Below are 14,256 nucleotides of genomic sequence, written 5' to 3'. Positions count from 1 at the left end.
GTCGCCTCATCCATCGCCGCGTTCCGGTGCGGGGTCCTTGCACGCGATCGGCGGGTTTGACGCGAACGAACTCAACGGGGAAGAGCAGGCCATAATCACTGAGAAGAAGAGCTGGTTCTTTTTCAGCGAGGCGTTCATGGCCGGCATGATGGCTGCGACTATCGCGGTGCCGGCCGGGGTCTTCTTCGCACAGAAGACTGCTGCCCCGCTCGCGGTGATCGGCGCCGTCCTCCTCTTCCTGCCGCTTTTTGCCTTCCAGAGGGATCATCAGAACCCGAAGGTTGAGAAGAACGCGTTAGCGTTCTTCGAGTCATCCCGAAGATGATCCGGCTTGCCACCAGGACCGACACGGAAGTGATCGCAGAAACGCTGGGAAAGAAAGAACAGGTAAAAAAGGTCTTCTGGACCCTCTTCCTTGCTATTGCCGGCCTCGTGCTGGAGGAGATCGTGGACCCGGGACAGCGGAGAGGATCGTTGGGATCCTGGCGGGAATTCCCTGGTATGGGCCAGGTACTCTTCCTGAAGCACCTGGTGAGAAAGACCGGGGGATAATTCCCCTTTTTTACCCGTACAACCGGCAGGAGACCGTTTCCTGCGTGTTGTTATCTGGTATAACGAATGGATTGTATTCACCAGCATCAATAAAATAGTACGACAATGTCCTCCTCATCCGGTTCCGTTGAAGATAAAATCCGCACCCTGCCTCCTGACCTGAAGGAAGAAGCGGAGCACTATATCGACGAGCTGGTAAAGCGTTCAAAAAAACGTTCCCCGACACAATCCCCGACACAATTCATGTGTGTTGCCGAAGGCTCGCTTGAGGAGCTTGGATCCCAGTATTCATCGGTCGATCTCCGGCACAAGGCCAATGAATGGCGGGATTGAATGATGTATCTTCTGGATACCAATATTTTCCTCGGATACATACTCCGCCGCTCGCGTGTGGAGGAAGACAAGGCATTTTTTAAACGGGCCGATCTCTCGTCTTTGCATGTTACCGATTTCGCCCTGCATACGCTCGGGGTAATATATCTGCGGGAACGAAAACCAAAGGAATTCCAGAAATTTATTGACGGGGATATCCTTGCCAGCGGGGATTTAAGGGAAAAGAAGATGGAAAAAAAGCGGTGAACCTTTTCCAGCCGGAAAAAGCGATCCTTTACGGGACCTCCGGAAGCGTGCCCGGGTACCGCCCCGGGAGGGTGAACCGGAACGTAGTCCCTTCCCCGGGCCCTTCCGACTCCGCCCGGATCGTTCCGCCATGCACCTCGATGATACGCTTCACGATGGCAAGGCCGACCCCGGTGCCCGGTGTCTCTGCGTCCAGTTTCTCGAAGAGGTTGAAGATCCGGTCCAGGTAGGCGCGGTCGATGCCCGCCCCGTTGTCCCGGACAAAGAAGACCGGGTCACCCCCGTCCCGGTCCACGCCGATGGTGATGACCAAATTCTCCTGGCTTCCGCGGAACTTGACCGCGTTCTCGATCAGGTTGAGGTAGACCTCCCGCAGGCGGGCGGGATCGGCCGTGACGACAGGGAGGTCGGGCGCGATCTCGAGCCGGACGCGGTTCTCAGCGAGGGGCCTGAACAGGAGGGCGGTTGCTTCGTCAATGACCGTGGCGAGCGCAACAGGCACCGGCTGCCAGGCGCTCTGTCCCGCCCGGGAGAGCTTGAGAAGGTCGGAGAGGAGCGATGCCAGCGTCTTCACGGCAGCGGAGATCCGTCTCGTATGCTCGAGGAGCTTGGCGGGTTCCGGGGCGCCCCGGGCAAGCTCGTCCTCGATCAGCCCGGCAAAGCCCTGGATGGTGATGAGGGGGTTTTTGAGCTCGTGGGAGACGGTGTACGTGAACCGGGCAAGCTCGTCGTTCTTGTGTTCGAGCGCCCGGATCACCAGTTCGCGCTGCTGCTCGGCAGTCTTCCGCTCGGCGATCTCGGTCTCGAGCTCCTGGATCTTCTTCTCCAGCTTGCGGAAGAGCACCTCGTTGTACTGCCGCAGCACCTCCATTTCGTCGCCTTCCAGCGGCCCTTGGGCGCCGGGCGTTTTGCCCCCGGTCCCGGCAAGGACTTCCTGGATCGCCCGGAGCAGGGCATCCGGCTTCTGCGGCTTTGTCAGGAACCGGTCCGCTCCCAGGCTCAATGCGAACTTCTCGTCCTTTGGATCGGTGTAGGTGGCCGTATAGAAGATGAACGGGATGGTCTTCAGGACCGCATCCGCTTTCCACTGCCGGCAGAGCTCGAATCCGTCCATCACCGGCATCAGGATATCGGTGACGATCAGGTCCGGGGGTGCCTCCCGTGCACGGTCAAGGGCCTCGGCGCCGTTTTGTGCCGGCACCACCTCGTACCCGTTCCCTTTCAGGATGGCCTCGAGCAGGTAGTTGTTCCGCGGGTTGTCGTCTGCAATGAGGACCCGTCTCATGGCCCCTCACCCCATGGGCTTCCGGGGGACAGGTACCGGCTGACCTGGTCGGTGAAGGTCTTCGGGTTGATGGGCTTCTCGATATACGCGGTGCACCCGGCAGCAAGCGCCTTCTCGCGGTCGCCTGCCATGGCATAGGAGGTGACGGCGATAATGGGCGTCATGGAAAGCCCGGGAAGTTTTCGCAGTTCCCGTGCGGTGGCGTACCCGTCCATCACGGGGAGCAGGATGTCGAGCAGGATTACGTCCGGCACCTCCTTTACTGCCAGGTCGATTCCTTCCCTGCCGTTGTTTGCCCGGATCACCGTCCAGCCCTTTGCAGAGAGGATGAAGTTCACAAGATAGAAGTTCTGGTCATTGTCCTCGATATACAGCACGCGTACCGTCATGATGCACTCCGCTTTCGGGGAAGGGTGAAGGAGAAGGTGCTCCCCCTGCCCGGTTCACTCTCCACCGTGATCTCTCCTCCCATCAGGGCGACAAGCCGCTCTGAGATCGAAAGCCCGAGGCCGGTGCCCTCGTACTTCCGTGAAAGGCCGGTCTCGATCTGCGTGAACGGCCTGAACAGCCGCTCCAGGTATTCTTTCTGAATCCCTCTCCCCGTATCCGTGACACTGATGCGGACCATGGCCCCCTCAGCCGTACAGCGGACGCGGACCGAGCCCTTGTCGGTGAACTTGATGGCATTCGAGAGGAGATTCAGGAGCACCTGCTCGAAGCGCCGGCTGTCCGCGATCACCGTCCCCGCCCCCGGGTCGATCTCCAGGTCCAGCGCGAGGTTTTTTCCTTCGGCAAGCGGCTTCACCGTGCGGACGGCCTTCTCAAGCAGCGGGCGGGCCTCCACGGCCCCGGCTTCGACCTTCAGCTGGCCGGCCTCGATCTTCGAGATGTCCAGGACATCGTTGATCAGGGCAAGCAGGTGCTCTGCGCTGTCGGAGATCATGCCAAGCTGCTTCTTCTGTTCGTCATTGAGGGGCCCGGCCAGCTCCTGCCCGAGCACGCCCGAGAAGCCGATGATCGAGTTGAGGGGTGTCCGGAGCTCGTGGGACATCGTGGCAAGGAACGCGGACTTGAGACGGTCGGCCGACTCGGCGGCCTCCTTGGCCTGTGCCAGCTCGCGGGTCCGTTCCGCAACGATCTCTTCGAGGTGATCGCGGTAGGCCTCCAGCTGGAGGAGGGCCCGCTCCCGTCCCGTCTTCTCGCTGTGGATCTTCTCCACCATTGCCCGGAACGACCGGGACAGGGTCGCGATCTCGCCGGTGCCGGTGACCTCGATCTCCTGCTCCGGGTCGCCGGTCTCGGCGATCCTCCGGCTCACTTCGGTCAGGGCGGTAAGCGGCCGGATCACGGTGTAGCGGAGGGCAAGGATCGTGATGACGCTGAGCAGGACGAGAGCCAGGAGCACGAAGAGGAGGATCCGCTGGATGGATGCATTGATCTCCTCCTCGATCGCGGTGAACGGGACGAACGTCCCGATCTTCCAGCCCAGCTCCGGGGACGTGTAATACATCAGGTAGGATCCGTCGAGGACAAGCACACCGTCCTGCGAGGAGAGGAACGCGGGAGTCTTGTCGCCGAGGACATCGCTCACCGGATGGTAGAGCAGCGCCGGGTCCTGTGCGGCAAGGATCGTCCCTTTCCCATCGGTGAGGATCATCTCCCTGCCTCCCACCCGGCCGACCGAGGTGATGTAACTGGTCAGGTTGACGAGCGTGATGTCCACTCCCACGACGCCATAGACGGTCCCGTCCGGGTGCTGGAGCGGGCTTACGATCCCGATGTTCACGTCATCTGTCGTGACGGCCTTGTAGGGCTCCGTCACCGAGACCTCTCCGGGGTGCTCCTTTGCAAGGATGTACCACGGGCGTTCGCGGGGATCGTAGGCCGTGGGCCGCCGGGGGAAGGACCGCACGAAGGCCCCGTTCTCCCGGCCCATGTACACCGAGCTGACGTACGGGTGGGAGACCTGGTAACCCTTCAGGACAGCGATGATCGCGAGTTCCCTGTCACTGTAGGAATACCGGAAGGTCTCCTCGGAGGCATTCAAAAACTGCGTGAATCCCGCGTCCTCCCTGGTACGGACGTCCTCGTTGAGCGCGAGCTCGGCAACGTCGTGCTTTGCCTCATCGATGAAGGTGGTAAGGGCAAAATCGATGTGCCGGAGCTGGCTGATCGAATCGGCGGAGACCGTGTCAAGGTTCTGCTTGTGCAGGGTTGCCGGGAGCACCCCGCCAATGAGGATGAGTACCAGTACAGCGATGCAGAGGTAGAGGATCAGGACGCGGGACTGGAGGCTCATGGATATGAGGGAATACTAATTTATATATAATAACAGTTTCTGTCGGGCCGTTTTCGTAATGGCGGGCAGCAGCGACGGACAAACGACCGGCATCTGCCTCTTACGCCCCGTTCTTCCGCCAGCATTCGCGGGGAACGAGGATCTCGAAGCGTGCTCCCTTACCGGGTGTCCCTGTCTCCCGTATCGTGATCCCCGTGATCGAGAGGATCTCCCGGACTAAAAAGAGACCAAACCCCGTGTTCTTCCCAAACCCCTTCCCGAAGATCTTCTCCTTCTCGTTATCCGGGATCCCAATCCCGTTGTCCTCCACGACGATGGTGAGTTCATCCCCTTTTCTCTCGCAGCGGACAACCACCTCCGTTGCATGCTCCCCGTGGCGGCAGGCATTGTCAAAGAGGTTAAAAAAGACCTTCTCCAGCATCGGGTCGGCGAAGACCCCGGTTCCGGAACAGAGGTTCCGGCAGGGCAGCTCCCTGATGCAGGCCTTTGAAACGACCGTATCCAGCAGGTACCAGGACGGGGAGTTCACGCCCAGTTCGTGGTAGGTCTTCATGAACTCGATCTGCCCGCGGATCATGGTTGCGCAGGAGTCGATCTTCTCCAGGTACCCGGCAATGGCCGGGTCCTGCTCCTTCTTTTTTGCAAACTGGGTGAACCCCTGTAGCGTGATGAGCTGGTTCCTGATGTCGTGCCGGGTCAGGCTGTTTAAGAGCGCGAGTTTCCGCCAGGCCTCCTGGAGGGCAGTCTCGGCGCGTTTCCGCTCCGTGATATCAGTGAGGAGGTTTAAGGTTGCCGGCTTCTGCTGCCAGGTGATGTTTGCAATCGAGATATGGACCCAGAGCAGCTTCCCTTCCGGCGCGGTCATCCGGAAATCGTAGTTTGTCGGGACGTCCTCGCCTGCCATCCTCCGGGTATAGCGGTCCAGGACGAATGCCCGGTCAGCGGGCCAGACATAATCCAGGAACAAGTGTTCGAGAATGTTCCCCACAGGGACACCGAGCAGCTCGGCCATCCGCGGGTTGGCGTAGATCATGCGCCAGTCCTGGTGGATGAAGATTGCCTCGGTCGCGTTCTCGACAAGGTTCCGGTACTTCTCCTCGCTCTCGCGCAGGGCCGCCTCCATCTTTTTCCGTTCCGTGATATCCCGGAATGCCACAAAGACAGAGGGCAGCCCCTCGTACCGGATTGGTTTTGCCACAACTTCCACCGTGAACGGTTCGCCGTTTGTCGCAAGGAAGGTCTCCTCCTGGAGCGGGATCATTTCGCCGTCATCGGCCATGCGGCGGAACTCCTCGCGTGCTTTTTCATGGTAATCCGGGTGGATGAAGGGCAAAACCTCTTTCCCGATGAGGTCCTCGGCACGCCTGCTCTTCAGGAGCTGTACGGCCTCCGGGTTCACATAGACCACCTTTCCGTTACGGTGCACGGCAACGGCAACAGGAGAGACGTCCATGAGAGACCTGTACTTCACCTCGCTCTCCCGGAGTCTCTCCTCCACCTCTTTCCGTTTGGTGATATCTTCGGAAAAGAGAATGATGCCGCCGATCGTGTCGCCGATATTGTACCACGGGCGCACTTCCCAGGTAAACCACTGGACCGCTCCGCTCTCGTTCACGAAGCGGTACTCGCTCGAAGAGACTACCTCCCCGGCAAGGGCGCGGCGGTAGGCATCTTTGAGGTCGTCGGGAAGGTTGGGAAAGATCTCATAATGGGACCGGCCGGCAATGTCGCGGTCGCTGAGGCTGGCATCGGCTAACCACCGGCGGCTGGCAGCAAGGTAGCGCATCTCGTTGTCGAACATAGCGATTGCCACGGGAGCCTGCTGGATGAAGAGCCGGAGGCGTTCCTCGCTTGAACGCAGTGCCTCCTCGGCCTGCTTGCGCGAGGTGATATCCAGCAGGACTCCCGTGTAATACAGTCCGGATGGCTTCCGCACCGGCCGGGCCATCCCCTGGAACCATATCTTCTCTCCCGAAGGCCTGGTGAACCGGCCTTCATACTCCCAGGGCAGCTCATTCTTTACCGCCTGGCTGATTGAACGGGCCAGCGGCTCCTGGTCGTCTTTATCCACCTGCGCAAAGAACCGTTCTGAAAAGCCGTCGGGATCGGCGCTGATCCCAAAAACCTCGGGTCCACGGCTGCTGATGAACGTGAATTTTTCTTTCTCGTCAGGACGGAAGTGTGACTGGTAGATCACGCCCGGTACCGTGTCTGCTATCTCGGTCATCTGCTGCCGGCTTTCCCGCAGTTCTTCCTGGGCAGAAACAAGTTCCCCGAATTGCTGCCTGAGTTCCTCCTCTGAAGCAGCGAGGTTATCGTACGCCTCGCGGAGCCGATCCTCCGCTGCTTTCTCCTGTGTGACGTCCGTTGTCATGATCCCGAGGCCATCGCCAACGCGGAAACATTTCACGCTCAGCCAGCGCGTCCCGGTAGCCGATTCAGTCATTTTCTCGGTTCCGGTGAGCGGGACACCGGTCTTCATGATCTCGCGGTACCGTTCGATCGAACCCCATTCGCCTTCCCCCGAGAGGAATTCGTTTAAGTTCCTGCCGATGATATCTTCCTTTCGTGTCCCCGGGGGGAGGTAGGAAAGTGCGACCCGGTTCATGTCAACGAGGTTGAGGCGGGCATCCCAGATGGAAAATGAGTCCGTTGCCGAATCCATGAAACTCCGGAGCCTCTCCTCGCTCTCCTGGCGCTCCATCTCGGCTTTCTTTCTCCCGGTGATGTCCAGGAACATTGCGGCCATGGAGCCACGCGCCGGGCGGAAGACCGTGACGGCAAAAGCCCCGTGTATCACGCCCTTTTCGTATACCACCTGCTCGGTCTGCCAGGGAGTCCCGGACTCTGCCACCCCGCGGTACCTCATGGGGATCTCCGTTCCTGCAAGACCGGGGAACGCCTCAAGGATGGTCCTGCCGACCAGTTCTTCGTGGCAGATCCCGAGGATCCGGTCGGCAGCGGGATTCGCCCCGGCAAAGACGAGCCCGCGGACCGGATCCAGCTCGTAGAAATGCATGCCATAGGGTGAGTTCTCGATAACGCTCCGGTACCGTTCCTGGCTCTCCCTCACCCGCCGCTCTCCTGCAGCCAGTTCCTCGTACTGGCCGCGGAGTTCCTCTTCGGAAGCCGTGATCTGCTCGTACGCGGCCTTGAGCTCGTCCTGGCTCCTCTTCCGGCTCACGGCCTGGCGGATCTTGTGCGCCAGCTCCGCGAACTGCGCTGTCGGGTCCCCGCCTTTCTGGAGGTAGAAGTCGGCCCCGTTGTTGATGGCGTCGATCACCACCTCCTCGCGCCCCCTCCCCGTGAAGAGAATGAAAGGGATATCGCCGTACTTCTCCCGGACGGCCTTCAAAAACGCGATCCCGTCCATGCCCGGCATCTGGTAGTCGGAGATGATGGCGTCGCAGGAGGCAATAGCGGGAGATTTGAGGGCAGCTTGTGCAGACTCCGCAGTTTCGACAATGAACTCGGGGGACTGCTCAATGAACAGGCGGGCGACTTCAAGGAGACCGGGCTCATCATCAACATAGAGAGCCCGAATCCTGTCCGGCATAGTTCAACCATGTGCGCTTTCTGATATAGCATTTTCTGTAGTAACGGTATCCGGGGTAGGGGGCTAAAAAGAAACAGTGCCTGAAAATCCAGCCTGCTTCAGGCTCTCCGTTCGCTATATTACCCCCCGCCCCCCAGTATATCTGAATGCAGGTTACGGACCCCGATCGTATCCATGCAGCGCTCGCCTCCGCCACGCTCGCGGCGTACCGTGAGGCCGTCATCCACCTGCCGGTGGATGTACTGAAGGTGATCGGGGATGCAGCCCGTGCCGAGACAAACCCGGTTGCGAGGGCTGAGTTTGCCAACATCCTGCACAACATCAAAATCGCCGGGGAACGTGGCGTACCGCTGTGCCAGGACACCGGTGTCCCCGTCATCTATCTCACCATCCCACCCGCTGTCCCGCTCACGCAGGAGCTGTATGATGCAGTTGCGGAAGGTGTACGGAGGGCAACGGAGGAGATCCCCCTCCGTCCCAACGTGGTGGACCCGCTCACCCGGCACAATACCAACGATAATACCGGCGCAGGAATGCCGGCCATCCATGTGAAGCCCGGGAAGAAGTTCACGGTCACGGTACTCCCGAAGGGTGCCGGCGCGGAGAACATGTCGCGGACGATCATGCTCCTCCCGTCGCAGAAGGACCAGGTAGAAAAGTTCGTGGTCGAGACCATGTACCTTGCGGGGGCACGTCCCTGTCCGCCGGTCATCATCGGTGTCGGGATCGGCGGGACGTTCGACGGCGCAGCAGCCCTCGCTAAGGAGGCGCTGCTCGAACCGGTTGACAAAATGACTGACTTCGAACAGTCGCTTCTCTGCGCAGTCAACAAACTCGGCATCGGGCCTATGGGTCTGGGCGGGGACTTCACGGCGCTCGCGGTAAAGGTAAAAACCGCCGGCTGCCACACGGCCTCGCTGCCGGTTGCAGTCAACATCCAGTGCTGGGCCAACCGGCACGCAACCGTGGAGGTGAGGTTGTGACCGCACAGCCCGTCTGGCTCACGACCCCGCTTGGCGACGAGGTGCTGGAACTCAGGGCTGGCGACCATGTCGAGCTCTCGGGCATCGTGTATACCGCACGCGACGAGGCGCACCTCCGGATGCAGGAGGACGGGATCCCGTTCAACCCGGAGGGTGCGGTCATCTACCATTGCGGCCCGGTGATCCAGGACGGCAACGTCATCGCCGCCGGCCCCACGACCTCTGCCCGGATGAACGAGATGGAAGGATTCCTCATCGACAGGGGAGTCCGGGCGTTCATCGGCAAGGGCGGCATGGGAGCAACCGTGCGCAGCCAGCTGAAAGGAAAGGGTGTATACCTCGCGTTCACCGGGGGGTGCGCAGCCCTCGCCTCGACCCGCATGACACTCAAAGGCGTGTACTACGATGACCTCGGGATGGCCGAGGCGGTCTGGGCGATAGCCCTCGACCGGCTTCCGGTTGTGGTCGGGATCGATTCGCACGGGACCGACATCTTCGAGGCGGCCCGGAAGAAGGCGGACGAGGCGTTCCGGAAGTATGTGCCGGGGTCGTGCAAGCCGGGTAAGTAATGGGAAGGGATTGTGCTGCAAGTTCTCTAACCCTCTTTTCATGCTCTTAGTTTGGTGAGAATCATCAGAACCGAGACACGAAAAGAATCAACAAGGTTCTTCGAGCAAGGGGACATTCGAAGTTTTTGTTCTGTTGAAATCATTTGAAGTAATGATGGGGGCTGATGCCCCCATACCCCCATGAAGATGGTTGCCGCCGCCGACTCAAAGAACCTGATGGTTCTTCTCGACTTCGTGGTTCTGATGAACCACTCAATCCCCGAAGGGCGAAGTCGAAGGTTGAAACCTTCTCCAGTCAATCCTCGCTGATGCGATGATTGACTCCCCGCGGCGGCCTCAATTTCAAATTTCATTTTATGAAAACACCTCTTTGTCAGAGTATCCCTTTTAGGTAATACAGCGGCATCGCATGCGCCCCCGCCCCCCTTTGGGGGGCAGGGATGGCGCAAAGGGGGATCAATTATCTGTAATGATCCGAAAGACAGGTTTTTTGTAACAGTTCCCGTATAAGTACTACGATCAGGACTCCGACCCATGAAGCTCGCCATCGACGAGAACCGGTGCAAGGGATGCAACCTCTGCACGAAAGTCTGCCCGTATAAGATCTTCCGGGAGGGAAAGAAGCTGAACCGCAAAGGGGTTGCCGTTCCCGAGCTGGACCGTCCCGAGCGCTGCACCAACTGCCGGCTCCGCAACCTTTATGGCCGGCAGCTCTGCGGGGTCTGCCAGCTCACCTGCCCCGACCAGGCAATCCACTGGGTCGAGGAAGAACCGTACGAACCCCACAAGGTGGCGATTGAATATTGACGCGGACTGAATTCTGGCAGGGCAATACGGCCTGCGCCGAGGGGGCGCTTGCCGCCGGCTGTAACTTCTTCGGCGGGTACCCCATCACGCCTTCGACCGAGGTCGCCGAGCTGATGGCAGCGAAGCTCCCGAAGAAAGGCGGGGTCTTCATCCAGATGGAGGACGAGATCGCGAGCATGGCCTCGATCATCGGGGCATCCTGGACCGGCGCCCGTGCCATGACGGCCACGAGCGGCCCCGGTTTCTCGCTGATGATGGAGAACATCGGGTTTGCCGCCATGACCGAGACGCCCTGCGTTGTCGTCAATGTCCAGCGGGGCGGCCCCTCCACCGGCCAGCCCACGATGTCAGCGCAGGGGGACATGATGCAGGTACGGTTCGGTTCGCATGGCGATTACGCGGTCATCGCTCTCTCGCCTGCCACCGTGCAGGAGATGTTCGAGCTCACGGCAAAGGCCTTCAACCTCGCGGACAAGTACCGCACGCCAGTATTCCTCATGGCAGACGAGACCGTCGGCCACATGCGGGAAAAGATCCTTGTCCCCGATTCTGTAGAAAAGATCGGCAGGAAACCGTTTGTACCGGGCACCCCCCCGTTTAAAGTCACCGACCCGGACCTCATCCCCGGCTTCCCGACGTTCGGCACCGGCCAGCACGTCCACGTGACCGGCCTGACGCACGACGAGCGGGGCTACCCGGCGGCAACGAACCCCCCGCTGCACGCTGCGCTCGTCAAGCGCCTCGTGGACAAGATCGAGAACGCCCGCGACGAGATGGCGGACTACGATATCGTCAACCCGGACGCGGAGCAGGTCTTCGTTGCCTACGGCGGCCCGGTCCGTACGGTCATGCAGGTGATGCACGATAAAAAGGACACAAACATCGGGTTCCTCCGGATCCGGACGGTCTGGCCGTTCCCGGAGAAAGCGCTTGCGAAATTCAAAAACGCACAGCGCTTCCTCGTTCCCGAGATGAACCTCGGGCAGATCGCCCGCGAGATCCAGCGGCACGTGAAGGTGCCGGTCGTCCCCATCCCGAAACTGGGCGGGGAGCTCCACACGCCTGCGGAACTGGTGAAGGTGCTGGAGGGGAAAGCATGAGCTACGACGAGTGGTTCCGCACGGACCGGCTCCCCCACATCTACTGTGCCGGCTGCGGCAACGGGACGATCATCAACTGCACGCTTGCAGCGGTCGACCAGATGGGCTGGAAGAAGGAGGACACCGTGTTCGTCTCCGGCATTGGCTGCTCCTCGCGGGCCCCTGGCTACATCCTCACCGACTCACTCCACACCACCCACGGGCGGGCGCTCGCGTTCGCTACCGGTGTCAAGATGGCAAAACCCGCGTTCAATGTCGTGGTCTTCACGGGCGACGGCGACCTTGCAGCCATCGGCGGCAACCATTTCATCCACGCCTGCCGCCGGAACATCGACATGACGGTTGTCTGCATGAACAACCAGATCTATGGCATGACCGGCGGGCAGGGGAGCCCGACCACCCCGTTAAAGTGCCTCTCCTCGACAACGCCCTACGGCTGCACCGAGCCGCCCTTCGACCTCTGCGAACTCGCAACCGCAGCAGGGGCGAACTACGTTGCCCGCTGGACCTCCTACCACGTGAAGGAGCTCGAGAAGGCCGTGAAGGTCGGCCTCGAGACCCCGGGCTTCTCGTTCATCGAGGTGCTGGTCCAGTGCCCCACGGCGTTCGGGCGCCGGAACAAGTTCCGGCAGGTCATGGATCATGTCGAGTTCTTAAAGTCCCACTCGCTCCTGAAGGCGAAACGGGACCGCCTGCTCGACCAGGGCCAGCCAATCCCGGAGGAGCTGTTCGTGGTCGGCGAGCTCACGAAGCGGAACCGTCCCGCCATGGGGGTGAAGCCATGAGGCACGAGATCCGGTTCTCGGGCTTTGGCGGCCAGGGGATCATTCTTTCAGCGGTCATCATCGGCCGGGCCGCGGTGATGTACGACAACAAGTTCGCCGTCCAGACGCAGGTGTACGGGCCCGAGGCCCGGGGCGGCGCATCGATGAGCCAGGTGGTCATCGATGACGAGCAGATCCTGTACCCCAAGGTCTCGGTCCCTGACATCTTCGTCATCATGTCGCAGGAGGGCTTCGAGAAGTACGGCGCTTCCGCCCGGGAGTCGGCGATCATGCTCATCGATTCAACCCTTGTCCACTCCCGGCCGAAGTGCCGGTGCATCGGGATCCCGGCAACCAGGGAGGCCAAGCAGAACTTAAAGAAAGATATCGTGGCCAATATCGTGATGCTCGGGGCGCTCGTTGCCGCAACGCATGTCGTGAGCGAGGAGTCGCTTAAATCCGCCATCCTCGACTCCGTGCCGAAAGGGACCGGGGACTTGAACCTGAAAGCCATGCAGCTCGGCCTTGAGCTGGGGAAACAGCCATGAAACTCCGTGAATACGAGGCAAAGAATGTCATCAAAGCGGCCGGGATCCCCGTCCCTGCCGGATTCCTGATCCGATCGCCCGACGAACTCACCCCCCACCTTGACGCACTGGGCACTGCATTCGTCCTGAAGGCGCAGGTGGATGTGGGCGGCCGGGGCAAGGCCGGCGGTATCCTGATGGCCGACAAAGCCACGGGCACAAAGGTGGCAAAGGATCTCTTCGCAAAGCAGATCAAGGGCCTGCCGGTAAAGGAAGTCCTTGCCGAACAGAAACTCGACATAAAACACGAGTACTACCTCTCCATCACGGTCGACCGCTCATCCCGGCAGCCGCTCATCCTCTTCACCGAGGCCGGCGGGGTCGAGATCGAGGTAACCGCAAAGGAGCACCCGGAGCTGATCCGGAAGGTCGTGGCAAACCCGCTCATGAAGGACCTGCCCCCGTTCCTGATCCGCGAACTCCTTGGCAGTGCACCTAAGGAGATCGGGCCGGTCATCAACAAGCTGTACAAGGTCTTCATTGAAAAAGATGCACTCCTTGCCGAGATTAACCCGCTTGTTGCCACTCCGAACGGCATCTTTGCCGCAGACGCGAAGATCATCGTGGACGACAATGCCCTGGGCAGGCAGGGGATCACGGTCAACCGCGATCTCTCCGAGCGGGAGCGGGAGGCGGAGAAGCACGGCTTCTCGTACGTGGAGCTGGACGGGAAGATCGGCGTGATCGGCAACGGCGCCGGGCTCACCATGGCAACGCTTGACCTCATCGAGTACTATGGCGGGAAGGCGGCAAACTTCCTCGACGTGGGCGGCGGGGCAGAGAGCGAGCGCGTGAAGAACGCCGTACGGCTTGTCGCAAGCGTCCCGAGCGTAAAGGTTATTGTCGTCAACCTGCTGGGCGGCATCACCAAGTGCGACGAGGTGGCAAAGGGTATCATCGCTGCGGAGATCCCGCAGAAGGTCATTGTCCGGCTCGCGGGCACCAACGAGGCCGAGGGCCGGCGCCTCCTCTCGGAGAAGGGGTACGAGATGCTGGACACGATGGACCTTGTCGTCAAGAAGGCTGTCGAGGTGACATCAGAACAACCACATCAAAAGAAACCCGGTCCGTGGAAAAAACCAAACGGAGGCCAACATTCAGTAGCCGTAATAACTAAGCCAGAATCACAACCTACTTCCGAGATGTATCAGTTGGGTAAGGGAGGGATGTGATTT

The 14,256-nt window shown here is 60.5% G+C and carries 15 protein-coding genes; 11 read left to right on the top strand and 4 right to left on the bottom strand.

Annotated features, from left to right (window positions below):
* Window positions 1-37 precede the first annotated feature (37 nt).
* From METFOR_RS14680 to METFOR_RS11400, 4 genes are all read left to right on the top strand, one after another.
* The gene (locus METFOR_RS14680) at window positions 38-325 is read left to right on the top strand and encodes a hypothetical protein (RefSeq protein ID WP_015286300.1); all 288 of its coding nucleotides are present in this window, start codon (window positions 38-40) and stop codon (window positions 323-325) included.
* Window positions 322-552 (top strand): hypothetical protein, encoded by a 231-nt coding sequence (locus METFOR_RS14675; RefSeq protein WP_015286299.1) that lies wholly within the window; start codon window positions 322-324, stop codon window positions 550-552. Before METFOR_RS14680 ends, METFOR_RS14675 begins: the two co-directional genes overlap by 4 nt.
* Before the next feature lie 105 nt (window positions 553-657).
* On the top strand, window positions 658-885 hold the full coding sequence (locus METFOR_RS11405) for a DUF2281 domain-containing protein (RefSeq protein ID WP_015286298.1): 228 nt from the start codon (window positions 658-660) through the stop codon (window positions 883-885).
* A 57-nt stretch (window positions 886-942) separates the two neighbouring features.
* A complete protein-coding gene (locus tag METFOR_RS11400; protein ID WP_158491384.1) occupies window positions 943-1,131 on the top strand; it encodes a hypothetical protein in 189 nt (62 codons plus the stop codon).
* A gap of 28 nt (window positions 1,132-1,159) precedes the next feature.
* Here the strand turns inward: METFOR_RS11400 and METFOR_RS11395 are convergent, their stop codons facing one another.
* The 4 genes from METFOR_RS11395 to METFOR_RS11380 all read right to left on the bottom strand — a co-directional run bounded on the left by METFOR_RS11395 (window position 1,160) and on the right by METFOR_RS11380 (window position 8,271).
* The gene (locus METFOR_RS11395; protein WP_015286296.1) at window positions 1,160-2,416 is read right to left on the bottom strand and encodes an ATP-binding protein; all 1,257 of its coding nucleotides are present in this window, start codon (window positions 2,414-2,416) and stop codon (window positions 1,160-1,162) included.
* Window positions 2,413-2,805, bottom strand: a complete 393-nt coding sequence (locus METFOR_RS11390) for a response regulator (RefSeq protein WP_015286295.1) — start codon at window positions 2,803-2,805, stop codon at window positions 2,413-2,415. The genes METFOR_RS11395 and METFOR_RS11390 overlap by 4 nt, the downstream gene beginning before the upstream one ends.
* Entirely contained in the window at window positions 2,802-4,715 is a 1,914-nt protein-coding gene (locus METFOR_RS11385) for a sensor histidine kinase (RefSeq protein ID WP_015286294.1), read from the bottom strand. The genes METFOR_RS11390 and METFOR_RS11385 overlap by 4 nt, the downstream gene beginning before the upstream one ends.
* Window positions 4,716-4,815: 100 nt before the next feature.
* A complete protein-coding gene (locus tag METFOR_RS11380; RefSeq protein WP_015286293.1) occupies window positions 4,816-8,271 on the bottom strand; it encodes a response regulator in 3,456 nt (1,151 codons plus the stop codon).
* Window positions 8,272-8,417: 146 nt separating this feature from the next.
* Here METFOR_RS11380 and METFOR_RS11375 point away from each other — a divergent pair, with 146 nt between their 5' ends.
* The 7 genes from METFOR_RS11375 to METFOR_RS11345 all read left to right on the top strand — a co-directional run bounded on the left by METFOR_RS11375 (window position 8,418) and on the right by METFOR_RS11345 (window position 14,253).
* Entirely contained in the window at window positions 8,418-9,254 is an 837-nt protein-coding gene (locus METFOR_RS11375; protein ID WP_015286292.1) for a fumarate hydratase, read from the top strand.
* A complete protein-coding gene (locus METFOR_RS11370) occupies window positions 9,251-9,823 on the top strand; it encodes a FumA C-terminus/TtdB family hydratase beta subunit (protein ID WP_015286291.1) in 573 nt (190 codons plus the stop codon). Before METFOR_RS11375 ends, METFOR_RS11370 begins: the two co-directional genes overlap by 4 nt.
* A 534-nt stretch (window positions 9,824-10,357) precedes the next feature.
* Window positions 10,358-10,630 carry a 4Fe-4S dicluster domain-containing protein gene (locus METFOR_RS11365; RefSeq protein WP_015286290.1) on the top strand — a complete coding sequence of 91 codons (273 nt, stop codon included), beginning with the start codon at window positions 10,358-10,360 and terminating at the stop codon, window positions 10,628-10,630.
* Window positions 10,627-11,730 carry a 2-oxoacid:acceptor oxidoreductase subunit alpha gene (locus METFOR_RS11360; protein ID WP_015286289.1) on the top strand — a complete coding sequence of 368 codons (1,104 nt, stop codon included), beginning with the start codon at window positions 10,627-10,629 and terminating at the stop codon, window positions 11,728-11,730. Before METFOR_RS11365 ends, METFOR_RS11360 begins: the two co-directional genes overlap by 4 nt.
* Window positions 11,727-12,515 (top strand): thiamine pyrophosphate-dependent enzyme, encoded by a 789-nt coding sequence (locus METFOR_RS11355; protein WP_015286288.1) that lies wholly within the window; start codon window positions 11,727-11,729, stop codon window positions 12,513-12,515. The genes METFOR_RS11360 and METFOR_RS11355 overlap by 4 nt, the downstream gene beginning before the upstream one ends.
* Complete coding sequence (locus tag METFOR_RS11350) at window positions 12,512-13,042, top strand: 2-oxoacid:acceptor oxidoreductase family protein (RefSeq protein ID WP_015286287.1); 531 nt, start codon at window positions 12,512-12,514, stop codon at window positions 13,040-13,042. The genes METFOR_RS11355 and METFOR_RS11350 overlap by 4 nt, the downstream gene beginning before the upstream one ends.
* Complete coding sequence (locus METFOR_RS11345; RefSeq protein WP_015286286.1) at window positions 13,039-14,253, top strand: succinate--CoA ligase subunit beta; 1,215 nt, start codon at window positions 13,039-13,041, stop codon at window positions 14,251-14,253. Before METFOR_RS11350 ends, METFOR_RS11345 begins: the two co-directional genes overlap by 4 nt.
* Window positions 14,254-14,256 lie beyond the last annotated feature (3 nt).

The sequence above is a fragment of the Methanoregula formicica SMSP genome (assembly GCF_000327485.1).
Classification (GTDB): Archaea; Halobacteriota; Methanomicrobia; order Methanomicrobiales; family Methanospirillaceae; genus Methanoregula; species Methanoregula formicica.
This window is presented reverse-complemented; position numbering and strand designations above follow the sequence as displayed.